Annotated in this window: 16 protein-coding genes and 1 pseudogene; 7 read left to right on the forward strand and 10 right to left on the reverse strand. The window is 73.5% G+C overall.

All coding sequences use genetic code 11. The annotated features are described in order from the left end of the window. Positions 1–101: 101 nt before the first annotated feature. The 3 genes from EDC50_RS10900 to EDC50_RS10910 all read right to left on the reverse strand — a co-directional run bounded on the left by EDC50_RS10900 (position 102) and on the right by EDC50_RS10910 (position 3,872). Positions 102–341 carry a hypothetical protein gene (locus EDC50_RS10900; protein WP_123770519.1) on the reverse strand — a complete coding sequence of 80 codons (240 nt, stop codon included), beginning with the start codon at positions 339–341 and terminating at the stop codon, positions 102–104. Between the two features lie 79 nt (positions 342–420). Further along, positions 421–2,358: a S9 family peptidase gene (locus EDC50_RS10905; protein WP_158635684.1), complete on the reverse strand. Its 1,938-nt coding sequence runs from the start codon at positions 2,356–2,358 to the stop codon at positions 421–423. A 341-nt stretch (positions 2,359–2,699) separates the two neighbouring features. Further along, positions 2,700–3,872 (reverse strand): zinc-dependent alcohol dehydrogenase, encoded by a 1,173-nt coding sequence (locus tag EDC50_RS10910; protein WP_123770521.1) that lies wholly within the window; start codon positions 3,870–3,872, stop codon positions 2,700–2,702. A 194-nt stretch (positions 3,873–4,066) separates the two neighbouring features. On the opposite strand from EDC50_RS10910, the gene EDC50_RS10915 reads away from it, so the two are divergent. From EDC50_RS10915 to EDC50_RS10930, 4 genes are read left to right on the forward strand one after another with little or no spacing between them, the layout of a single operon-like run. Further along, a complete protein-coding gene (locus tag EDC50_RS10915; protein WP_123770522.1) occupies positions 4,067–4,831 on the forward strand; it encodes an endonuclease/exonuclease/phosphatase family protein in 765 nt (254 codons plus the stop codon). After that, positions 4,828–6,045: a cardiolipin synthase ClsB gene (clsB, locus tag EDC50_RS10920; RefSeq protein ID WP_123770523.1), complete on the forward strand. Its 1,218-nt coding sequence runs from the start codon at positions 4,828–4,830 to the stop codon at positions 6,043–6,045. Before EDC50_RS10915 ends, clsB begins: the two co-directional genes overlap by 4 nt. 1 nt (position 6,046) lies before the next feature. Continuing rightward, a complete protein-coding gene (locus EDC50_RS10925; RefSeq protein ID WP_123770524.1) occupies positions 6,047–7,087 on the forward strand; it encodes a lysylphosphatidylglycerol synthase domain-containing protein in 1,041 nt (346 codons plus the stop codon). Between the two features lie 52 nt (positions 7,088–7,139). Then, positions 7,140–7,373 carry a hypothetical protein gene (locus tag EDC50_RS10930; protein ID WP_123770525.1) on the forward strand — a complete coding sequence of 78 codons (234 nt, stop codon included), beginning with the start codon at positions 7,140–7,142 and terminating at the stop codon, positions 7,371–7,373. 5 nt (positions 7,374–7,378) lie between these two features. Here the strand turns inward: EDC50_RS10930 and EDC50_RS10935 are convergent, their stop codons facing one another. Then, positions 7,379–7,981, reverse strand: coding sequence for a COG4315 family predicted lipoprotein (locus EDC50_RS10935; protein WP_158635685.1), 603 nt, complete (start codon positions 7,979–7,981; stop codon positions 7,379–7,381). A 139-nt stretch (positions 7,982–8,120) separates the two neighbouring features. After that, the gene (gene asnB / locus EDC50_RS10940) at positions 8,121–9,815 is read right to left on the reverse strand and encodes an asparagine synthase B (RefSeq protein ID WP_123770527.1); all 1,695 of its coding nucleotides are present in this window, start codon (positions 9,813–9,815) and stop codon (positions 8,121–8,123) included. A gap of 398 nt (positions 9,816–10,213) precedes the next feature. Between asnB and EDC50_RS10945 the strand changes: the two genes are divergently transcribed. Then, the gene (locus EDC50_RS10945; RefSeq protein ID WP_123770528.1) at positions 10,214–12,544 is read left to right on the forward strand and encodes a penicillin acylase family protein; all 2,331 of its coding nucleotides are present in this window, start codon (positions 10,214–10,216) and stop codon (positions 12,542–12,544) included. Between the two features lie 180 nt (positions 12,545–12,724). Here the strand turns inward: EDC50_RS10945 and dapE are convergent, their stop codons facing one another. The 5 genes and pseudogenes from dapE to map all read right to left on the reverse strand — a co-directional run bounded on the left by dapE (position 12,725) and on the right by map (position 18,783). Next, on the reverse strand, positions 12,725–13,855 hold the full coding sequence (gene dapE, locus EDC50_RS10950; RefSeq protein ID WP_123770529.1) for a succinyl-diaminopimelate desuccinylase: 1,131 nt from the start codon (positions 13,853–13,855) through the stop codon (positions 12,725–12,727). Between the two features lie 131 nt (positions 13,856–13,986). After that, positions 13,987–14,337 (reverse strand): Spx/MgsR family RNA polymerase-binding regulatory protein, encoded by a 351-nt coding sequence (locus tag EDC50_RS10955; RefSeq protein WP_123770530.1) that lies wholly within the window; start codon positions 14,335–14,337, stop codon positions 13,987–13,989. Positions 14,338–14,468: 131 nt separating this feature from the next. Beyond that, positions 14,469–15,341 (reverse strand): annotated as a pseudogene (dapD, locus tag EDC50_RS10960) (2,3,4,5-tetrahydropyridine-2,6-dicarboxylate N-succinyltransferase); the annotation flags it as partial. A 29-nt stretch (positions 15,342–15,370) separates the two neighbouring features. After that, positions 15,371–17,992, reverse strand: a complete 2,622-nt coding sequence (gene glnD, locus EDC50_RS10965; protein ID WP_123770532.1) for a [protein-PII] uridylyltransferase — start codon at positions 17,990–17,992, stop codon at positions 15,371–15,373. After that, a complete protein-coding gene (gene map, locus EDC50_RS10970) occupies positions 17,989–18,783 on the reverse strand; it encodes a type I methionyl aminopeptidase (RefSeq protein ID WP_425477917.1) in 795 nt (264 codons plus the stop codon). The genes glnD and map overlap by 4 nt, the downstream gene beginning before the upstream one ends. 324 nt (positions 18,784–19,107) lie before the next feature. On the opposite strand from map, the gene rpsB reads away from it, so the two are divergent. Beyond that, positions 19,108–19,920, forward strand: a complete 813-nt coding sequence (gene rpsB, locus EDC50_RS10975) for a 30S ribosomal protein S2 (RefSeq protein ID WP_123770534.1) — start codon at positions 19,108–19,110, stop codon at positions 19,918–19,920. A 177-nt stretch (positions 19,921–20,097) separates the two neighbouring features. Next, on the forward strand, positions 20,098–20,979 hold the full coding sequence (gene tsf, locus EDC50_RS10980) for a translation elongation factor Ts (RefSeq protein ID WP_123770535.1): 882 nt from the start codon (positions 20,098–20,100) through the stop codon (positions 20,977–20,979). Positions 20,980–21,440 lie beyond the last annotated feature (461 nt).

Here is a 21,440-nt window from a genome sequence, read left to right on the forward strand (position 1 = left end):
CGCCAGAAGCGTGCCAACCCGAAACGCCGGTACGCCGCCGACCGCGGCCGATGCGGATGTCGATCTTTCCGGGGGCCGCAAGATTTTCCTCGCTATCGCGCTCACCCGCCGCCGCCCTCGCGTTCGCGCGTTCGCTCGGCGCGGTCCGGCGGCGAACGCGGCGACTCGCGGCGCGGCTCGCGGACGGGATCGCGGCGCAGGTCGCGCATGCGGCCGTCGTCGGGCGGCGCGACGCCGGCGCCCTGGCCGGGCTGGTCGCCGCGGTCCATCGGCTTGCGCAACTCGCCCTGGCCGGTATGCACTTCGTCGGCGTCGGGGCGGTCGCCTCGTCGCTTGCTCATGGTCGCTCCTGTCGGCGGTTCTTCCGCACGCAGCTAAGCACCGCGCGCGCGGATGCGCAGTGAAGCGGCGCCGACGCATTCAGCGGGTCCACTCGTCCAGCCAGGCCGTCAGGCGCCGGTGGTAATCGGCGCGGTGGCCGGGCTTGCCGCTGGAGGCGAGGGAATGGCTGCCGCCGGGGTACACCACCATCCGCGCCGGCGCCTGCGAACACCGGATCAGGTGCGCGAACAGTTCCTCGCTTTGCCCCAGCGGGCAGCGCTGGTCGTCCTCGCCCTGCAGCAGCAGCACCGCCGCCTGGACATCGATGCAGTACTCCACCGGGGACAGGGCCTGGTAGCGCCCGCGCCGCTGCCCGATCTCCCCGCCCATCGCGTAGGGCGTGACGTAGTACCCGGTGTCGGACGTGCCGGCATGGGATTCGACGTTCGCCACCGGCGCCGAGACCACCGCCGCCTTGAAGCGGTCGCTGCGGCCGATCGCCCAGGCGCCGAGGAAACCGCCGTAGGACTTGCCGGCGCAGGCGATCCGCTCGTCGGCCACGCCCTCGCGCTGCAAGGTGTCGACGATCGCCAGGTGCTGCGGCAGGTCGAGCTCGCCCCAGTGCCCGCGCAGGCGCTCGGCGAACTTGGCGCCGTAGCTGCCCGAGCCGACCGCGTTCGGCGCGACGATGGCCCACCCACGCGAACACAGCAGGTACCAGTACAGGTGCTGGCTGAAGTCGATCAGGGCCACGCTCTGCGGTCCGCCGTGCATGTCCACCAGCAGCGGGAAGGGCCCGTCCCCCTGGCGCGGCCGCAGCAGCCATGCGTCGATCTTTTCCAGGCCGCCGCGGCCGTCCGGCACTTCGAAGCGGCGCTTGACCACCCGCGGCCGCCGCCGGTTCCCGAACCAGCGGCGGTTCAGCGCGGTCAGGCGCCGCGGGTCGTCGCCGTCCCAGCGCACCGAGTACAGTTCGCACGCCTGGCGCAGGCTTTCGGCGGCGAACGCCAGGCGGTCCCGGCTGCGGCCCAGGCCCAGCACGTGGCGCAGCCCGCCATGCAGCGGCCGCAGCGTGCCGCGGTCGAGGTCGGCGACGACGATCTCGTGCAGGCCGCGGCGCGCGGCGATCAGCGCCAGCCGGCGCCCGTCCGCGTGCCAGACGAAATCGCTGCCTTCCACCTCCAGTGCGTCGCCGAACGGGCAGTCGAGCGCGCCCGTCCCGACATCGAGCAGCCACAGCGCGCTGCGCGAGTCGCCCTCGGTGCGCGAGCCGCCGAAGGCGAGCCGGCGCCCGTCCGGGGACCAGGCGAGGCCCTGCACCGACGCCAGGTCGTCGGTCATGCGGCGCGCGTTCCCGCCGTCGGCGTCGGCCAGCCACAGGTCCTCGCGATGGCGCTGCCGGCCGCCGCGCCCGCGGATGTACGCCAGGCGCCGACCGTCGGGCGAATAGCGCGCGCAGACCAGGTCGAAATCACCGCCGACCAGGATCCGCTCCTCGCCGCTGGCGACGTCGATCCGCAACAGTTGCGTGCGTTCGCCGACCCGCGAGCCGCCGCCATCGCTCTTGTAGGGCAGGAAATTCACCACGCGCGGCCGCGCCTTGCCCGGGCGCCTGGGATCGTCGTCCGCGTCCTCCGCCCAGGCGATGCCGGCGGCGACCAGGAGCGCGCCGCCGTCGGGCGACCAATCCTGGATCGAGCTCGGCGTGTGCGCGCTGCGGCCGAGCTGGCGCGCCTCGCCGCCGGTGAGGGACAGCAGGTGCACCTGGGCGCCGTCGCCGCGGCGCGAGAGGAACGCCACCGTCTCTCCGTCGGGCGCCAGGCGCGGCGAGCGTACGTTGAACTGCGGCAAGGTCAGCGCCTGCGGCGCCGGTTCGCCATCGGCCGCGTCCAGGCGCCACAGCACCGACTCGTAGCGGTCGGCCTGGCGCAAGGCGCGGCTGACCACGAACAGCAGCCTCTCGCCGCCGGCCGCGCCTTCGATGGCGGCGATGGAGCGATAGCGGTACAGGTCCTGTTCCGTAAACGGCTTCTTCATGGTCCGCTCCTGGGGATACGAAAACGCCCCGGGGCGCGGCCCCGGGGCGTCGCTGGGTCGGAGAGCGGGATCCGCGGACTGCGGGCTCATGGCGATCAACGGTTGCCGCCGCGGCCTTCCGGGCGGTTGTCGTCCTGGCCGCGCCCCTCCCGGCGTTCGCGCTGGCCGCCCTGCTCTTCGTGGTTGCGCTGCGTGGTCACGCCTGCCTCCGTTCGCCCGCTTGCCGGCACATGCCGGCGCTCCTGGTCGCGCAAGATGCGTGCCACGGCGCGGCGCCGCTGCGCGCACCCGCGGCGCCGGCCGACGCGCTCGTTGCAGGCGCGCAGAAAAACTTTCGCGCCTCACGCGGCCTGCGGCCGCAGCACCACCTTGCGGCAATCCTCCTTGCGCCGGTCGAACACGTCGTAGCCGCGCGCCGCCTCGCTCAGCGGCAACCGGTGGGTGATGATCTCCTCCGGGCGCAGCACGCCCTCCGCCACCAGCTCCAGCAGTTCAGGAAGATATTTCTGCACGTGGGTCTGGCCCAGGCGGAAGCTCAGGCCCTTGTCGAACGCATCGCCGACCAGGAAGCCGTGGATGAAGCCGGCGTACACGCCGGGCACGCTGATCGTGCCGCCGCGGCGGACGCAGGCGATCGCCTGGCGCAGCACCTTGCCGCTGGCGCCCTCCAGCTTGACCTGGGTGAGCGCGGTCTCCAGCGCGCTGCCCTTGGCTTCGAAGCCGACCGCGTCGACCACCGCGTCCACCCCGCGCCCGGCGGTGGCCTCGATGATCGCCGCGGCCGGATCGTCGACCTCGTCGAAGTCGACGACCTCCGCGCCGTAGGCCTCGCGGGCGAAGCGCAGCCGGTACGGATGATGGTCGACCACGAACAGGCGTTCGACCCCGACCAGGCGCGCGCAGGCGGCGGTCATGCAGCCCACCGGCCCGGCGCCGAAGACCGCCAGGCTCGACCCGGCGCCCACGCCGGCATTGAGCACCGCCTGGTAGCCGGTCGGCAGGATGTCGGACAGGAACAGCACCCGCTCGTCGGCCAACCCGTCGGGCACCCGCAGCGGTCCCACGTCGGCGTGCGGCACGCGCACGTACTCGGCCTGGCCGCCGGCATAACCGCCGTACAGATGGGTGTAGCCGAACATCCCCGCGCCCGGCGGGATGCCCTTCTTGTTGAGGATCGCGCCGCGGTTCGGGTTGGTGTTCTCGCAGGCGGCGTAGAGCTTGCGCTCGCAGAAGAAGCAATCGCCGCAGGAAATCGTGAACGGCACCACAACGCGGTCGCCGCGGCGCAGCCGGCGCACGCCGGCGCCGGCGTCCACCACCTCGCCCATGAATTCGTGGCCGAGGATGTCGCCATCGCGCATGCCGGGCACCTTGCCCCGGTACAGGTGCAGGTCCGAGCCGCAGATGGCAGTGGCGGTGACGCGCAGGACCACGTCGTGCTCGTCCTGGATCCGCGGGTCGGGGACGCGCTCGACGCGCACGTCGCGGGTGCCATGGAAGATGAGAGCCTGCATCGCGGGTTCCCGTCGAAGAACGCCTGCCTGCAGCGACGCAACTCCTGTGCCACGGCCGCTTTCGTCGCCCGGCGCGCCCGGCCGCTTCCCGGCGCGTCCGGCGAGGGTGAAAAACTTGCCGTACGGGCCATCACCGCGCATAGACCCGAGCGCATGCGAAGGTTGCCGCGCTGCAGGCATCGCGACGACGAGGCATGGCATCGCTCCGCGTATTGACCGCCAACATCCACAAGGGCTTCAGCATGAGCAGCCGGCGCTTCGTGCTGCCCGAGCTGCGCGAAGCGATCCGCGCCGAGCGCGCCGATCTGGTGTTCCTGCAGGAAGTGCTCGGCGAGCACAGCGGCCATTCCCGGCGCCACCCGGCCTGGCCCGCGGTGCCCCACTACGAATACCTGGCCGACACCCTCTGGCCGCAGTTCGCCTACGGCAAGAACGCGGCCTATCCGGCGGGCCACCACGGCAACGCGCTGCTGTCGCGCCATCCGATCCTCCAGCAGGTCAACCGCGACGTCTCGATCGCCGGGCACGAGTCGCGCGGGGTGCTGCATTGCACGCTGGCGCTGCCGGACGGGCGCGAGCTGCACACGCTGTGCGTGCACCTGGGCCTGCGCGAGGCGCACCGCCGGCGGCAGCTCGACCTGCTGTGCCGGATCGTGCACGAGGAGGTCCCGGCCGACGCGCCGCTGATCGTCGCCGGCGACTTCAACGACTGGCGCCGCCGCGGCCACGCCCGGGTCGAAGCCTGCGGCCTGCACGAGGTGTTCGAGCGCAGTTCGGGCCGGCTGGCCGCCACCTTTCCCGCGCGCTGGCCGGTGTTGCCGCTGGACCGCATCTACCTGCGCCACGCCTGGGCCAGCCAGGCGCGCGTGCTCGCCGACCGGCCGTGGTCGCGGCTGTCCGACCACGCCACCCTGTTCGCCTGCGTCGAACTCGACCCGCCCGCGGGAGGCGCGGCATGAAGGCGCTCGACGCCGCCGGCTGGCATGCCGGCAACCGGGTGCGGTTGCTGGAGAACGGCGAGCAGTTCTTCGCCCGCGCGTTCGAGGCGATCCGGCACGCGCGCGAGGAAGTGCTGCTGGAGACCTTCATCCTGTTCGAGGACAAGGTCGGCCTGGAACTGCACCGGCACCTGGTCGACGCCGGCAAGCGCGGCGTGCGCGTGGAGGTCACCGTCGACGGCTACGGCTCGCCGCGCTTCTCGCCGGGGTTCCTCGAGGCCCTGGCCGAGGCCGGCGTGCGCTTCCGCGTGTTCGACCCCAAGCCGACCCTGTTCGGCCTGCGCCTGAACGTGTTCCGGCGGATGCATCGCAAGCTGCTGGTGGTCGACCGCCGGCTCGCCTTCGTCGGCGGCATCAACTACTCGGCCGATCACCTCAGCGACTTCGGCCCTGCCGCCAAGCGCGACTACGCGGTCGAGCTGGAAGGCCCGGCGGTCGGCGAGATCCGCGGGTTCCTGCTGGCCACGCTGCAACCGCCGCAACGGCGGGAGTGGCGGCCGCGCCGTGCCGCGACCGCGACCGCGCCGGCCGGCGACGCCGGCGGCGCGCGGGTGCTGTTCGAGTACCGCGACAACGCCGGCCGCTCGGCCGCGATCGAACGCCGCTACCGCGACGCCTTCGCCGCCGCCGAGCGGCGCATCGTGATCGCCAACGCCTACTTCTTCCCCAGCCATGGCTTCCTGCGCGACCTGCGCCGCGCGGCGCGGCGCTCGGTGGAGGTGGCGCTGATCGTGCAGGGCGAGCCGGACGTGCCGCTGGCGCTGTCCGCCGCGCGCGTGCTGTACCGCGAGCTGATGCAAGCCGGGGTGAGGATCTACGAATACTGCGAGCGGCCGTTCCACGGCAAGGTCGCGCTGATCGACGACGACTGGGCCACGGTCGGCTCCAGCAACCTCGACCCGCTCAGCCTGTCGCTGAACCTGGAGGCCAACGTCTTCATCCGCGACCGCGGGTTCAACCGCGAACTCGGCGCGCGCCTGGACGCGCTGATCCGCGACCATTGCCGGCTGGTCGAGGCGCAGGCGCTGCCGCCGCCGAACCCGCTGCGCAACCTCGTGGTGTCGGTGTTCTACCACGTGCTGCGCCACTTCCCTTCCTGGGCCGGGCTGCTGCCGGCGCACACGCCCGACCTGGTGCTGGTGACCGCGCCGGACCCCGCGCGCCCGGAGGGCTGAGATGCTGCGCGGACACCGGCGCAGGCGCGTATTGCTGCGGATCGCCGCGCTGGCGTTCCTGGCCGGGGTGGGCGCGCTGATCGCCCGCCAAGCCGCCGCCATCGACTGGCCGGCCGTGGCCGATGCGGTCGCGCGCTATCGCCCGGGCCGGCTGGCCGCGGCCGCGGCGCTGGTCGCGCTCAGCTACCTGCTGTACTGCGGCTACGAGGTGGCGGCGCGGCGCTACGCCGGCCACGCCGTGCCGCTGCGCCTGACCGCGGCGGCCGGCTTCGTCGGCTACGCGTTCAACCTGAGCCTGGGCGCGCTGATCGGCGGCGGCGGCGTGCGCTACCGGCTGTATTCGCGCGCCGGGCTGCGCCTGGAGACGGTGCTGCGCATCGCCGCGTTCGCGGTGACCTGCAACTGGCTCGGCTGGCTGGTGCTGGCCGGCGGCGTGCTGCTGTGGCGCCCGCTGCTGCTGCCGGAGCGGCTGGGCGCCGGCGTCGGCGCGCTGCCAGGCGGCGCGCAGCGCGCGATCGCGCTGGCGCTGCTGTGCGTCGCCGCCGGCTACCTGCTGGCCTGCGCCCGCTGGCACGGCCACGCCTGGAGCCTGCGCGGGCGACGCCTGCAGCTGCCGACGCTGCCGGCCGCGGCGCTGCAGCTGGCGCTGTCGACGGCGAACTGGCTGGTGCTGGCCGCGCTGATCCACGTGCTGCTGCAGCAGCGCGTCGCCTACCCCGAGGTGCTGACGGTGATGCTGGTCGCGGCGGTGGCGGCGGCGATGGTGCACGTGCCGGCGGGCCTGGGCGCGCTCGAGGCGGTGTTCCTGGCGATGCTGTCGCGGCGCGCGCCGCAGGCGGATCTGCTCGCGGCGCTGGCGGTGTACCGCGCGCTCTACCACGTCGCGCCGCTGCTGCTGGCCACGCTCGCGTACTGGCCGCTGGAGCGCCGCCTGCGCGCGCTGCGCCATGCGCCGGCGCCGCGGCGCGGCGCGCACGAGCACGGCGGGCTTTCACGCGGGTTGGATCGCCGCCGTGCGACGGTGGCGCCGCGCGATTGCTGACCGCCCAACCCCGCGCGCCGCAGGCACGGCGCGCCCCGGCCTGGAGGTCCCCATGGCGAAATGCGACGTCTGCGGCAACGACTACGACAAGGCCTTCACCATCCGCCAGGGCGACCGCGGCGGCACCTTCGATTCGTTCGAATGCGCGATCCACGCGCTGGCCCCGCGCTGCGCGCACTGCGGCTGCGCGGTGATCGGGCACGGCGCCGAGCACGACGGCCGCGTCTTCTGCTGCGCGCATTGCGCGCGCAGTTCCGGGGTCAAGGGCCTCGAAGACCGGATGTGAGGCGCTCAGCGCGCCTGCCGCGCGGGCCGCTCCGCGCGCCCGGCCTCGCGGCCCGGCTGCGGCGACGCGTCCGGCAGCGGCTGGCCGTCGAGCCCGAGCAGCGACCACCGGCCCCACTGATCGCGCACGCCGTGACCGGAGGTGCGCCCGGTGCCGCCGTCGCCGGAGTAGCGGTACAGCGGCTGGCCGCCGTAGGTCGCCTGCAAGGTGCCGTCGGCGCGCGGGACCACGCCGAGCCTGCCGCCGTCGATGCCCACGCCCGCCTGCGGCCGCTGGGTGCGCGCGATCACCGGCGGCCACACCTCCTCGCAGCGCGGGTCGCACTTGTTGCCGTCGCGATTGCCCTCCAGCGCGTAGACGGCGGCGCCGGAATTGTCGACCACGTGGCCCGGCGCGGTGCGCGACATCGCCAGTTGCAGCGGCGCCTCGCCGGAGGCGGCCTCCATCGACGTGCCCTCGACGGGATCGCCGGAAGGCGCGGGCCGCGTGCTCGGCCCGGCCTCGCGCTGCGCCCGGGTGTCGTCGACGGCGCGGCGTTCCTGGCAGGCCACGAGCAACAGGACCGCCGAGGCCAAGGCGACCGCGCGCAGCGGAAGCTGGGTGATCATGGGCATCGAATCGGTGGAAGTTCGCGGGGAACGTTACGCGCGCGCGCGTCCGATCGCCGTGAACGCGTCGTTGCCCCGGCCACGGCGGCGGCGTGCCGCTCGAGCGAGCGGCACGCGAAAGCCCCGCGCCCGCGCCGCGCTACGCCAGCGCCGCCTCGTGCACGCCGGCCACCGCGCGTCCGGACGGGTCGGCCATCTTCGCGAATGCCGCGTCCCAGGCGATCGCCGCCGGCGAGGAGCAGGCGATCGACTTGCCGCCCGGCACCGTCGCCGCGCAGGCCGGGCCCGGGTAGAACTGCTCGAAGATGTGCCGGTACAGATAGGCCTCCTTGGTCTGCGGCGGATTCACCGGGAACCGGCTGGCCGCGGCGGCGAACACGCGGTCGCTGATCTGCGCCTCGGCGTGGGCCTTCAGGCCGTCGATCCAGCCGTAGCCGACGCCGTCGCTGAACTGCTCCTTCTGCCGCCACAGGATCGAGTCGGGCAGGCAGCCGGCGAAGGCTTCGCGCAGGATCGCCTTCTCCATCCGCCGCCTTCCGTCCGGTCCGGTGCGCACCATCTTGTGCTTCGCGTCCATGCGCATGGCCACGTCGAGGAACTCCACGTCCAGGAACGGCACCCGCGGCTCCACGCCCCAGGCCATCATCGACTTGTTGGCGCGCAGGCAGTCGTAGTGGTGCAGCGCGTCGAGCTTGCGCACGGTCTCGGCGTGGAACTCGCGCGCGTCCGGCGCTTTGTGGAAATACAGGTAGCCGCCGAACACCTCGTCGCTGCCCTCGCCGGACAGCACCATCTTCACGCCCATCGCCTTGATCCGCCGCGCCAGCAGGAACATCGGCGTGGACGCGCGCACCGTGGTCACGTCGTAGGTCTCGATGTGGCGGATCACCTCCGGCAGCGCGTCCAGGCCTTCCTCGAAGGTGTAGGTGAAGCCGTGGTGCACGGTGCCCAGCGCCTTCGCGGCGACTTCCGCGGCGGCAAGATCGGGCGAGCCTTCCAGGCCGATCGCGAACGAATGCAGCCGCGGCCACCAGGCCTCGCTGGCGTCGTCGTCCTCGACGCGGCGGCGGGCGTAGCGCGCCGCGACCGCCGCCACCAGCGAGGAATCCAGCCCGCCGGAGAGCAGCACCCCGTAGGGCACGTCGGTCATCAGCTGGCGGTGCACGGCGCGCTCGAACGCCTCGCGCAGTTCCTGCAGCGGCACCTCCACGCCCTCGGTGGCGGCGTAATCGCGCCAGGGCCGCCGGTAGTAGCGCACCGGCGCGCCGCGGTCGCTGTCGTAGTAGTGGCCGGGCGGGAACGGCGCCACGTCGGCGCAGACGTCGGCCAGCGCCTTCATCTCCGAGGCCACGCACAGCCGGCCCTCGGCGTCGCGGCCCCAGTACAGCGGGCATACGCCGATCGGGTCGCGCGCGACCAGCACGCGGCCGCGCGCGCGGTCCCACAGGGCGAAGGCGAAGATGCCGTTGAGTTCGTCCAACCAGGCGCCGACGTCTTCGCGCTCGCGGTAGAGCGCGTTGATCACCTCGCAATCGGAGCCGGTCCGGAACGCGTACGGCCGCGCCAGGCGCTGCTTCAGCTCGCGGTGGTTGTAGATCTCGCCGTTCACCGCCAGCACCAGCGCGCCGTCGGCCGAGCGCAACGGCTGCGCGCCGCCGGCCGGGTCGACGATGGCGAGGCGTTCGTGGACGAGGATCGCGCCGTCGTCGGCGTGCACGCCGCTCCAGTCCGGGCCGCGGTGGCGCTGGCGCTGCGAGAGCTGCAGCGCGCGCTGACGCAGCCGGGGAAGGTCGTCGCCGGCCTGCAGGCCGAAGATGCCGAGGATCGAACACATGCGGAAGGACTCCTGAGGTGGGCTTGGGTTTTTTCGGAGGGCGAAAAGCACGAAGCCCGCGCTGGCGGCGCGGGCTTCGAAGGCGGATCAGCGTTACAGACGCGCGCTAATCGCCGGCCCGCGGGAGGCTGGCGTTATTGCGGTTGTTGTTGCCCAGGCCGGCCACGGGCAGGCCGCCGCGGTGTGCGGCACGGGCGGCGCGGGCGTGGGCCTGGACGGAGGTCATGGCCCGATCCTGCTTGAGGATCGGGCGGAACGCAAGCGCCCGCGCGATCGGGGAGCGAGGGATGAGGAACGAGCGGCGCCCCGCCCGATCCCCGTTCGTTTCCCGTTCCTCCCCCACGGTGGCCCCGGCGCGCCGGCAGCGCCTAAGCTTGGGCGACGGGGAGGACGAGCTCATGGCGAAGTGGATCCGGCGCGGCCTGGTCGCGGTTCTGTCGGTGGCGTTGCTGGTGGCGCTGGCCGCGCTCGTCTTGCTGCGCGGCAGCCTGCCGGAGCTGGACGGCGAGGCGGCGCTGCCCGGCCTGGCGGCGCCGGTGCGGATCCAGCGCGACGCGCTCGGGGTCGCGACGATCGACGCCGCGGGCGAAGCCGACGCGATGCGCGCGCTCGGCTACCTGCATGCGCAGGAGCGCTACTTCGAGATGGACCTGATGCGGCGCACCGCCGCCGGCGAGCTCGCCGCGCTGTTCGGCCCGGTCGCGCTCGACGCGGACAGGCGCCACCGCATGCACCGCCTGCGCGCGCGGATCCAGGCCGACCCGGACGCGTTCCTCGGCGACAGGCGCGACGTCGCGCGCGCCTACGCCGAAGGCGTCAACGCCGGCCTGGCCGCGCTGGAGGTCCGGCCCTGGCCGTACCTGCTGCTGCGCGCGCGGCCCGAGCCGTGGCGGGTCGAGGACTCGCTCCTGGTCGGCTACACCATGTACTTCGACCTGCAGGACGAGGCCAACGCGCGCGAACTGGCGCTGTGGCGCATGCGCCCGCACCTGCCGCCGGCGCTGTTCGCCCTGCTCGCCCACGACGGCACGAGCTGGGATGCGCCGTTGATCGGCGGCGCCCGCGGCGACGCGGTCCTGCCGGGCGCGGCCGCGGTCGACCTGCGCCGGCTCCCCGCGCCGGCGTCGCCGCGGGCGGCCGCCCCGCGCCCGACGGAGGTCGGCAGCAACAACTTCGCCGTGTCCGGCGCGCTCACCGCCGACGGCCGCGCGATCGTCGCCGATGACATGCACCTGGGCCTGCGCGCGCCCAACCTCTGGTTCCGCGCGCGGCTGCGCTACGCCGATGCGCAGGCGGCGGGCGGCCGGGTGGACGCCGCCGGCTTCACCCTGCCCGGGCTGCCGGCGCTGGTGGTCGGCAGCAACGGCCACGTTGCCTGGGGGTTCACCAACAGCTACGGCGACTGGCTGGACTGGCGCCGCGAGCCGCCGTGCGCCGCGCGTTGCCCCGGCAGCGCGCGCCACGTCGAACGCATCCGCGTCGCCGGCGGCGACGCGGTCGCGCTGGAGATCGAGGAAACCGCCTGGGGCCCGGTGCTGCACCGCGAGCGCGACGGCTCGCGCCTGGCGCTGCGCTGGAGCGCGCACCTGCCCGGCTCGCTGAACCTCGGCCTGGCCGACCTGGTCCGCGCCGGCGACCTCGACCAGGCCCTGCGGCTCGCCGACCGCGCGGCGATCCCGGCGCAGAACCTGCTGATCGGCGACCGCAACGGCCGCATCGCCTGGAAGCTGCTCGGGCCGGTGCCGCGGCGCGCGCCGGGCTGCGGCGGCGCCGAGGTCGCGCCGGCGGACTGCGCGCCGTGGCCGCTGGCCGGCGCGTCCGGCCTGGCGCTGTCGGACCTGACCCGCGCCTGGACCGCCAACAACCGCGTCGTCGACGGCGCGCTGCTGGCGCGCATCGGCGACGGCGGCTACGCCAACGGCGCCCGCGCCCGGCAGATCCGCGACGCGCTGTTCGCCAAGCCGCGTTTCGCCGAGCGCGACCTGCTCGCGATCCAGCTCGACGACCGGGCGGTGTTCCTGGAGCGCTGGTGGCGCCTGCTCGGCGAGCGCGCCCGCGCCGGCGGCACGCCCGCGTTGCGCGAGCTGGCCGACGCGGCCGCGCACTGGAGTGGCCGCGCCGACGTCGGCTCGACCGGCTACCGGATCGTGCGTGCCTGGCGCCTGGCCGTGCACGAGCGCCTGCTCGACGGCCTGGCGGCGCCGGCGCGCGCGGCGCTCGGCGACGGTTTCGCCCTGCCCGACCCGCCGCAGTTCGAGGGCGTGGCCTGGCCGCTGGTGGCGCGGCGCCCGCCGCACCTGCTGCCGCGGCGCTTCCCCAGCTGGGAGGCGCTGTTCGAGGACGCCGCGCGCGAGGTGCGCGACGAACTGCGCGCACGCGGCCCGCTGGCGCAGCGCACCTGGGGCGAGCGCAACACCGCGGCGATCTGCCATCCGCTCGCCGCGGCGCTGCCCGGCTTCGCCCGCGGCCTGCTGTGCATGCCGGCTGAGCCGCTGCCCGGCGATACGCACATGCCGCGGGTGCAGCGCCCGGATTTCGGCGCCTCCGAACGCATGGTGGTGGCGCCCGGCCACGAAGCCGACGGCATCGTGCACATGCCCGGCGGCCAGAGCGGGCATCCGCTGTCGCCGTTCTGGGGCGCCGGGCACCGGGACTGGGCGCAGGGCCGGCCGACGCCGTTCCTGCCGGGGCAGCCCCGACACGAGTTGCGCCTGCGCCCGGCCCGCTGAGGGCGACCGTGGCCCTCCGCCCTGCCCTTTCTCACGCAAGCGGGCGAGGGATTCCCCGGGCGCCGCGGCCGGCAATGCGCGACGACGCGGCCCCAAGCCCCGCCTCGGGTCTCGCGGTCGGCGCCGATGCGGCGACGAGTCCAAAGCCCCGCAAGCGGGAGAGGGGTTGGGGCGAGGGCGCTAGCCCAGCAAACGCGCGATCAACGCCAGATACAGTTCCGGCAGCGCCTCCAGGTCGGCCACGCGCACGTGCTCGTCGACCTTGTGGATGCTGGCGTTGACCGGGCCGATCTCCACGCATTGCGCGCCCAGCGGCGCGATGAAGCGGGCGTCGGAGGTGCCGCCGCCGGTGCTCTCCTCCGGCGCGGCCCCGGCGAAACGCGCCAGCACCTCGCGCGCGGCCACGCGCAGCGGGCCCTCCGGGGTGTAGAACGGCTCGCCGCTGCGGTGCCAGGCGACCGCGTAATCGAGGCCATGCGCGCGCAGGACGGCCTCGCATTCGCGCTCCAGCCGCGCCGCCGTCCAGTGCGGGTTGTAGCGCAGGTTGAACAGCACCTGCAGCTCGCCCGGGATCACGTTGTTGGCGCCGGTGCCGGCGTGCACGTTGCTGACCTGCAGGCTGGTGGGCGGGAAGCTCTCGTACCCTTCGTCCCAACGCCGCGCGGCCAGTTCGGCCAGCGCCGGCAGCGCCTGGTGCACCGGGTTGCGCGCCTTTTCCGGGTAGGCGACGTGGCCCTGCACGCCGCGCACGCGCAACGTCGCCGAGAGGCTGCCGCGGCGCCCGACGCGCAGCAGGTCGCCGAGGACCTGCTTCGACGAGGGTTCGCCGGTGACGCACCAGTCGAGGCGCTCCCCGCGTGCGCGGAAGGTCTCCGCGACCCTGCGCACGCCGTCGATCGCATCGCCTTCCTCGTCCGAGGTCAGCAGGATCGCGAGCCGGCCGGCGTGCCCGGGGCGCGCCCGCACGAAGCGCTCGGCGGCGACCACGAACGCCGCCACGCTGCCCTTCATGTCCGCCGCGCCGCGGCCGTACAGCACGCCGTCGCGGACCTGCGGCGCGAACGGATCGCTGGCCCAGGCCTCGCGCGGGCCGGGCGGCACCACGTCGGTATGGCCGAGCAGCACCAGCGTCGGCGCGCCGGCCTCGCCATGCGTCGCCCACAGGTTGTCGACCGCGCCGAAGCGCAGGCGCTCGCAACGGAAGCCGGCCGCTTCCAGCCGCCGCGCGAGCAGCGCCTGGCAGCCGGCGTCGTCCGGCGTCACCGAGGGGCGCGCGATCAGGTCGCAGGCCAGGTCGAGGACGTCGCTCATCGCCTGCCCCCGGGACGGGCAACGCGGTGAAGAGGAACGGGGAACGAGAGCCGGTCGCGGCGCTTGCGCTGCCCGTCCCCGGCGTTCCCCGTACGCCTTCCGTCGATCTCCATGCCTTCCTCCGCTGCGTTTCAGCCGAAACGCCGCTTGAAGCCGTTGTCGCTGAAGCCCTGGCTGACCTCGCCGTCATCGGTGACCACCACCGGCCGGCGGATCAGCTGCGGGTACTCCTTCAGCAGCAGCTTCCACTCGGCGTCCGAACCGGGGGTCTTGCGGTTCGGCGGCAGGTTGCGCCAGGTGGTCGAGGACTTGTTGATCATCGCGTCCCAGCCGCCGAGCTTGTCCTTCCACTCGGCCAGCGTCTCCGGCGACTGGCGGTGGTCGCGATAGTCGACGAAGGTGTGGGCGACGCCGAAGCGGTCGAGCCACTTCCGCGCTTTCTTGCAGGTGTCGCAGTTGTCCAGTCCGTACAGCGTCGTCATGTTCCGCTCTCGATCGGGCGATGCGTGTAACGCGGGAAACGTGATGCCGTCGTCCCGCGAAGCACCGCGCGGCTTCGCTCCTAGCAGACGTACCGGTGGCCGGATCCCCGCCTTCGCGGGGATGCGCCCCGCTACTCCGCCAGCCCGCGCAGCAGCTCGTTGATGCTGGTCTTGCTGCGCGTCTTCGCGTCGACCTGCTTGACGATCACCGCGCAGTACAGCGAGTGCGAGCCGTCCTTGGCCGGCAGCTGGCCGGAGACGACCACGCTGTACGGCGGCACGTAGCCGTACGTGATCTCGCCGGTCATGCGGTTGTAGATGCGGGTGCTCTGGCCGAGGAACACGCCCATGCCGATCACGCTGTGGTGGCCGACGACCACGCCTTCCACCACCTCCGAGCGCGCGCCGATGAAGCAGTGGTCCTCGATGATCGTCGGGCTGGCCTGCAGCGGCTCCAGCACGCCGCCGATGCCGGCGCCGCCGGACAGGTGGCAGTGCTTGCCGACCTGGGCGCAGGAACCGACCGTGGCCCAGGTGTCGACCATCGTGCCTTCGCCGACGTGGGCGCCGATGTTGACGAAGCTGGGCATCAGCACCACATCCTTGCCGATGTAGCTGCCGCGGCGGGCGATCGCGCCGGGCACCACGCGCGCGCCGAGCTTGCGGAAGCCGGCCTCGTCGTAGCCGACGAAGCGCGCGGGCACCTTGTCCCAGAACGGCGCGGGCGCGGCCTCGACCAGCTGCATGTCGTTGACGCGGAAGTACAGCAGCACCGCCTTCTTGAGCCACTCGTTGACCTTCCAGCCGCCCTGCCCGTCCGGCTCGGCGACGCGGAACTCGCCGCTTTCCAGGCCGGCGATCACGCGCTCCACGGTCGGCCGGGTCGAGCCTTCGATCTCGTCCAGGGTCAGCATGGTGCGGCGCTCGAAGGCGCTGTCGACCATGAACTTCAGCTCGTCCGGGCCCGGCCCTTTCGGCGGCGCCTTCTTGCGCGCGGCGGTCTTGCGGGAGCTCTTGGCGGGCTTGGCGGGACTCATGCGGCTTCTCCGTCGAGGCAGGCGAGCAGCGCGTCGCGCAGCGCCTGTTGTTGGCTTTCGTCGAGGGCGCGGTCGCGCCCGTCGGTGATCTGGAACACGTCCTCGGCGCGCTCGCCGAAGGTGGCGATGCGCGCGTCGTGCACGCGCAGGGCCTGGTCGCGGATGACCTGGGCCACGTCGGCCAACAGGCCGGGCCGGTCGGTGCAGACCAGGCTGAGCAGGGTGCGGCCGTTGGCGGTGGCGTCGAAACCCACCTGCGGCGCGATGCGGAAGTGGCGCAGGTGCCGCGGCAGCGCGCGCCGCGCCGGGCGGATGCGGTCGAGCGGCCCGGCCAGGGCGCCCTCCAGGCCGCGTTCGACCTCCTGCGGCGCGGGCGGGCAGCGCGGGTCCACCGGCACCACCTCGAAGGTGTCGAAGATCGTGCCCCGCGGCCCGTCCAGCACCCGCGCCTGCTGGATCGCCAAGCCAAGGCGGTCGAGCGTGGCCACGATCGCCGCGAACAGGCCGTCGCGGTCCGGCGAATGCACGAACACCTCGAGCGCACCCGCGTGCGCGCCGCCCTGCCCGCCGAGCGCGCGCACCCGCACCCGGGTCTCGCCGGGCGCGACGTCGCGCAGCGAAGCCGCCTGCCAGGCCACTTGGTCCGGCCGCCCGCGCTCGAACCCGGTCTCGGGCATGCGCGCGTACAGCGCGTCGATTTCATCGTCCGCCACGCCGAGCGCGCGCAGCATCGCGCGCGCGGTGTCGCGGGTCTCGGCGGCGCGCTCGGCCGCCGCGACCGGATGCTCCAGGCCGCGCCGCAAGGCTAGGCGCGTGGCGGTGTACAGGTCGGCCAGCAGCCGGTCCTTCCAGGCGTTCCACAGCTTCGGCGAGGTGCCGGCGATGTCGGCGCAGGTCAGCAGGTAGAGGTGATCGAGGCGCTCGCGGTCGGCGACGCGGGCGGCGAAGCGGTGGATCACCTCCGGATCGGCGATGTCCTGCTTCTGCGCGGTCACCGACATCAGCAGGTGGTGCCGCACCAGCCACTCGACCAGCGCCGCGTCGGCCTGCGACAGGCCGAGCGTGCCGCAGAAGATGCGCGCGTCCTCGGCGCCGAGCTCGGAATGGTCGCCGCCGCGGCCCTTGGCGATGTCGTGGAAAAGCCCAGCCAGCAGCAGCAGCTCGGGCTTGCGCAGGCGCGGCCAGACCTCGTGGGCGATGCTGAAGCGCTCGTCGGCCACGCCCGAGGCGAAGCGCGCCAGGTTGCGCAGCACCGCCAGCGTGTGCTGGTCGACGGTGTAGACGTGGAACAGGTCGAACTGCATGCGCCCGGACACGCGCGCGAACGCCGGGATCCAGCGCCCGAGCACGCCCAGCCGCGCCATGCGCTCCAGCGCGTGCACCGGATGCGGGCCGCGCAGCAGCGCCAGGAAGCGCTCGCGCAGGGCCGGCTCGGCCTGCTGGAACGCCGGCACCCGCGCCAGCGACTCGGCCAGGGCGCGAGCCGTGCGCGAATGCAGCCCGCGCACCTCGTCGTGCGCCGCCCAGGTCGCGAACAGCGCGAACACCTCGAAGGCGTCGCGCGGCCAGGCCGGATCGCGCGCGGCCAGGTAGCCGCGGCGCAGCTCGAACGCGTCGTCCAGCGGCAGCGGCGGCGCCTCGCCCTCGATCTGCTCCTCGAAGCGCTGCAGCAGGCGCTCGCCGATCCGCAGCACCAGCGCGGCGCTGCGGTAGAAGCCCTGCATCATCTGCTCGACCGCGAGGTTGTCGGCGTCGTCGACGTGGCCGAGGCGCTCGGCCAGCCGCTTCTGGTGGTCGAAGCGCAAGCGCTCCTCGCGCCGGCCGGCGACCAGGTGCAGGCCGAAGCGCAGCCGCGACAGGGTGCGGCGCTCGCGTTCCAGCGTGGCCAGCTCGTCGGCGCCGAACTGGCCGATCGCGACCAGCGACTCCAGGTCGCCGGTGCCGACGATGCGCAGCGCCATCCAGCGCAGGGTCTGCACGTCGCGCAGGCCGCCGGGGCCTTCCTTGAGGTTGGGCTCGAGGTTGTCGGCGGTGTCGCCGTAGCGCGCGTGGCGCAGGCGCAGTTCCTCGCGCTTGGCGAGGAAGAACTCGCGCGCCGGCCAGGCCCGCGCCGGCGCGATCGCCGCCTGCAGCGCGTGCAGCGCCGCGGCGTCGGCCTCGAGCGGGCGCGCCTCCAGCATCGCGGTCAGCACGGTGATGTCCGCGGCCGCCGCCTCGGCGCACTGCGCGGCCGAGCGCACCGCGTGGCCGAGCGGCAGGCCGGCGTCCCACAGCCGCGCGAAGAAGCGCGCCAGCGCGTCGCCGTACAGCGCCTGCGCCTCGGCTTCGGCCAGCACCAGCAGGTCGATGTCGGACTGCGGGAACAGCTCGCCGCGGCCGTAGCCGCCGACCGCGAACAGCGCCAGCGGCGCGCCCGCCGCTACCGAGGCGCGCCAGGCCGCGCGGATCTGCGCGTCGACCGCGTCGGCGCGCGCGCGCAGCAGGCGGTCGACGTCCTCTCCGGAGTCGAAACGCGCGGCCAGCGCGGCGTCGGTGGCGGCCAGCGCCTGGCGGATCGCGCCGGCGTCGCGGCCCGCCGACGGCGCCGCCGCGTCGCCGTCGGCGGCGGAGCCGGTCATAGGTCGTTGTCGTCCCCGGGGAGCCGGGTCAGGATCTCGACCCCGTCCTCGGTCACGGCGACGGTGTGCTCCCACTGCGCCGACAGCTTGCGGTCCTTGGTCACCACGGTCCAGCCGTCCGGCAGCAGGCGGGTGTGGCGGCTGCCCTCGTTGATCATCGGCTCGACGGTGAAGGTCATGCCCGGCTTCAGCACCAGGCCCTCGCCCGGCCGGCCGTAATGCAGCACCTGCGGGTCCTCGTGATAGATCCGGCCGATGCCGTGGCCGCAGTACTCGCGCACCACGCTGAAGCGCTCGGACTCGGCATAGCTCTGGATCGCATGGCCGATATCGCCCAGGGTCGCGCCCGGGCGCACCGCGCGGATGCCGCGGAACATCGCCTCGCGGGTCACCTCGACCAGGCGCCGCGCCATCACCGAGGGCGTGCCGACGTAGTACATCCGGCTGGTGTCGCCATGCCAGCCGTCCTTGATCACGGTGACGTCGATGTTGAGGATGTCGCCGTCCTTGAGCACCTTGGCCGGGCTCGGGATGCCGTGGCAGATGACGTTGTTGACCGACGTGCAGATGGTCTTGGGAAAGCCCTTGTAGCCGACGTTCGCGGGGATCGCCCCCTGCACGTTGACGATGTGGTCGTGGCAGATGCGGTCGAGCTCATCGGTGGTCACCCCGGGCTTCACGTACGGGGCGACGACCTGCAGCACCTCGGCGGCCAGGCGGCCGGCGACGCGCATCTTCTCGATCTCTTCGGGGGTCTTGAGGGTGACGGGCATGGCGGCATTATCCCCCATCGGGAGCCCGTTCAGGGTCCGGCCGCGCCGCGGTTTGCCCGCGACCGCCCCGGCGGCTACAATTGCCCGCTTCGCAGCCGCCCTCTCCACGAGGCCGTCCGCGCGCCCACGCCGGGCGCAGCGCGGGGTTCCGCAGGTGCCCGCGCAGGCGAATACACACCCGCCGCCCACGTTCCGTGCCGGGGTGTCCGCGCGTCCAAGCGCGCGGATCTGGTCGCGGACGCGGCGGGGAGGCCCAACCCCGGAACCCAGGCCCGCGCCCGCCGCGGGCGGCCGCCCCACCCGTTACGACGGCGGCGGGTTCCACTGCCCGGAGTCATCGCAATGCCCCAGATCACCATGCGCCAGATGCTGGAAGCCGGCGTCCATTTCGGCCACCAGACCCGCTACTGGAACCCGAAGATGGGCCCGTACATCTTCGGCGCGCGCGGCAAGATCCACATCATCAACCTCGAGAAGACGGTTCCGCTGTTCAACGACGCGATGAACTTCATCTCGGGCGTCGCGCAGAAGCGCGGCATCATCCTGTTCGTCGGCACCAAGCGCTCCGCGCGCGACGCGGTCAAGGAAGAGGCCGAGCGCTGCGGCATGCCGTACATGACCCAGCGCTGGCTGGGCGGCACCCTGACCAACTTCCGCACGGTCAAGCAGTCGGTGCAGCGCCTGAAGGAACTCGAGGCGGCCGAGACCGACGGCACCTTCGAGCGCCTGGTCAAGCACGAAGTGCTGGCCCTGCGCCGCGAGCGCGAGAAGCTCGAGGCCTCGCTGGGCGGCATCAAGGACATGAACCGCCTGCCCGACGCGCTGTTCGTGATCGACATCGGCCACGAGGACATCGCGATCAAGGAAGCCAAGAAGCTCGGCATCCCGGTCGTGGCCGTGGTCGATACCAACTACGACCCGAACCTGGTGGACTACGCCATCCCGGGCAACGACGACGCGATCCGCGCCGTGCAGCTGTACGCCCGCGCCGCCGCCGACGCCGTGCTCGAGGGCAAGGCCGCCGCGCCGTCGGCCGCCTCGGTCCGCGAGGAGGAGTTCGTGGAGGCCGGCGAAGGCCAGGAAGGCAAGGACGAGCGCAAGCCGCGCCGCGCCCCGGCCAAGAAGGCGGCCAAGAAGGCCGAGGCCGCCGAGTAAGACCCGCCTCACGCGGCCGCGCGATCATGCGCGGCCGCGCCGCCCGTACGCGCGCCGTACGCCGCCCCTTTACCCGTCGCCCGGGCGCAGCGGGGAACCTGCTTCCCGCTTCCGGCTCGCCGCCGCTGAGCAGGCTCCTCGCTGCGCCCGGATCGACACACCATTTCGAGGTCACCCATGGCAGAAATCACCGCTTCCCTGGTCAAGGAACTGCGCGAGCGCACCGGCGCCGGCATGATGGAGTGCAAGAAGGCGCTCACCGAGAACAACGGCGACATCGACGCCGCCGCCGAGTGGCTGCGCAAGGCCGGCCTGGCCAAGGCCGACAAGAAGGCCGGCCGCGTCGCCGCCGAGGGCCGCATCGCCGTGGCCCAGGACGGCGGCAAGGCCGTGCTGGTCGAGGTCAACTCCGAGACCGACTTCGTCGCCAAGGACAGCAACTTCCTGGGCTTCGCCGAGGCCGTGGCCCAGGCCGCGCTGGCCTCCGGCGCCGCCGACGCCGAGGCGCTGAAGAGCGCCAAGCTCGCCTCCGGCGAGACCGTCGAGGAAGGCCGCGCCGCGGTCATCGCCAAGGTCGGCGAGAACGTGCAGGTGCGTCGCCTGGTGCGCGTCGACAGCGCCCACAACGTCGCCGCCTACGTCCACGGCGGCCGCATCGGCGTGCTGGTCGAGCTCAAGGGCGGCGACGCCGAGCTGGCCCGCGGCCTGGCCATGCACGTCGCGGCGATGAACCCGCCCTACATCAAGGCCAGCGACGTGCCGGCCGAGTTCGTCGCCAAGGAGAAGGAGATCGAGCTGGCGAAGATGAGCGAGAAGGACAAGGCCAAGCCGGCGGAGATCCTGGAGAAGATCATCGGCGGCAAGATCGCCAAGATCGTCAACGAGGTCACCCTGTACGGCCAGCCGTACGTGCTGGACACCAACCAGACCGTCGAGCAGGTGCTCAAGGCCGCCGGCGCCGAAGTCGTCAGCAGCCAGCGCCTGGCCGTCGGCGAGGGCATCGAGAAGGTGGTCGAGGACTACGCCGCCGAGGTGATGAAGCAGGCCGGCCTGGCGTAAGCCGCCACCGCTTCCCGCGCATGCGAAGGCCGCGAGCGATCGCGGCCTTCGTTTTTTGCGCGGTTCCGGCCGAACCGCGCCGGCGATCGACGCGAAACCTCGCCCTGGCCCGGCGATGGGCTCGCCGCCACGCGCCCGCGCGCCGGGGTCCGCGCTCCCCGCCCTTCGCCGTAGGCGCATGGGCGGACCGGCCGCAGTGCAGCCCCCCGACCCCGGCCCGGCGCCCGGACCGCCGACGGCTCGAGCGCCCCGCCGGCCTGCGGGCGGCTGGACGGGGACAAAAAAAATCCGGAGATACCCGTCCTGGGCGTCTCCGGATCCGCCGCGCGCTGCGGCGATGCTGCGGCCGGTCCCGTGGAAACCGGCCGCGGTGCCGTCCTGGCAGAGCTGCTGCGCGTGGGCGACGCGCTTGTTCGCGCCCTCCGGGCGCCCCGGGCCGCGGACGCGTCCTGCGTCCGCGG

The sequence above is a fragment of the Vulcaniibacterium tengchongense genome (genome assembly GCF_003814555.1).
Lineage (GTDB): Bacteria > Pseudomonadota > Gammaproteobacteria > Xanthomonadales > Xanthomonadaceae > Vulcaniibacterium > Vulcaniibacterium tengchongense.

What these genes read in the sequence shown, in the direction of transcription:
- EDC50_RS10905 (WP_158635684.1), bottom strand. Translation starts at nt 2,358, where the DNA reads ATGAAGAAGCCGTTTACGGAACAGGACCTGTACCGCTATCGCTCCATC.
- tsf (WP_123770535.1), top strand. Translation starts at nt 20,098, where the DNA reads ATGGCAGAAATCACCGCTTCCCTGGTCAAGGAACTGCGCGAGCGCACC.
- EDC50_RS10915 (WP_123770522.1), top strand. Translation starts at nt 4,067, where the DNA reads ATGGCATCGCTCCGCGTATTGACCGCCAACATCCACAAGGGCTTCAGC.
- EDC50_RS10930 (WP_123770525.1), top strand. Translation starts at nt 7,140, where the DNA reads ATGGCGAAATGCGACGTCTGCGGCAACGACTACGACAAGGCCTTCACC.
- asnB (WP_123770527.1), bottom strand. Translation starts at nt 9,815, where the DNA reads ATGTGTTCGATCCTCGGCATCTTCGGCCTGCAGGCCGGCGACGACCTT.
- EDC50_RS10935 (WP_158635685.1), bottom strand. Translation starts at nt 7,981, where the DNA reads ATGATCACCCAGCTTCCGCTGCGCGCGGTCGCCTTGGCCTCGGCGGTC.
- map (WP_425477917.1), bottom strand. Translation starts at nt 18,783, where the DNA reads ATGGGGGATAATGCCGCCATGCCCGTCACCCTCAAGACCCCCGAAGAG.
- EDC50_RS10900 (WP_123770519.1), bottom strand. Translation starts at nt 341, where the DNA reads ATGAGCAAGCGACGAGGCGACCGCCCCGACGCCGACGAAGTGCATACC.
- EDC50_RS10945 (WP_123770528.1), top strand. Translation starts at nt 10,214, where the DNA reads ATGGCGAAGTGGATCCGGCGCGGCCTGGTCGCGGTTCTGTCGGTGGCG.
- glnD (WP_123770532.1), bottom strand. Translation starts at nt 17,992, where the DNA reads ATGACCGGCTCCGCCGCCGACGGCGACGCGGCGGCGCCGTCGGCGGGC.
- rpsB (WP_123770534.1), top strand. Translation starts at nt 19,108, where the DNA reads ATGCCCCAGATCACCATGCGCCAGATGCTGGAAGCCGGCGTCCATTTC.
- EDC50_RS10925 (WP_123770524.1), top strand. Translation starts at nt 6,047, where the DNA reads ATGCTGCGCGGACACCGGCGCAGGCGCGTATTGCTGCGGATCGCCGCG.
- clsB (WP_123770523.1), top strand. Translation starts at nt 4,828, where the DNA reads ATGAAGGCGCTCGACGCCGCCGGCTGGCATGCCGGCAACCGGGTGCGG.
- EDC50_RS10910 (WP_123770521.1), bottom strand. Translation starts at nt 3,872, where the DNA reads ATGCAGGCTCTCATCTTCCATGGCACCCGCGACGTGCGCGTCGAGCGC.
- EDC50_RS10955 (WP_123770530.1), bottom strand. Translation starts at nt 14,337, where the DNA reads ATGACGACGCTGTACGGACTGGACAACTGCGACACCTGCAAGAAAGCG.
- dapE (WP_123770529.1), bottom strand. Translation starts at nt 13,855, where the DNA reads ATGAGCGACGTCCTCGACCTGGCCTGCGACCTGATCGCGCGCCCCTCG.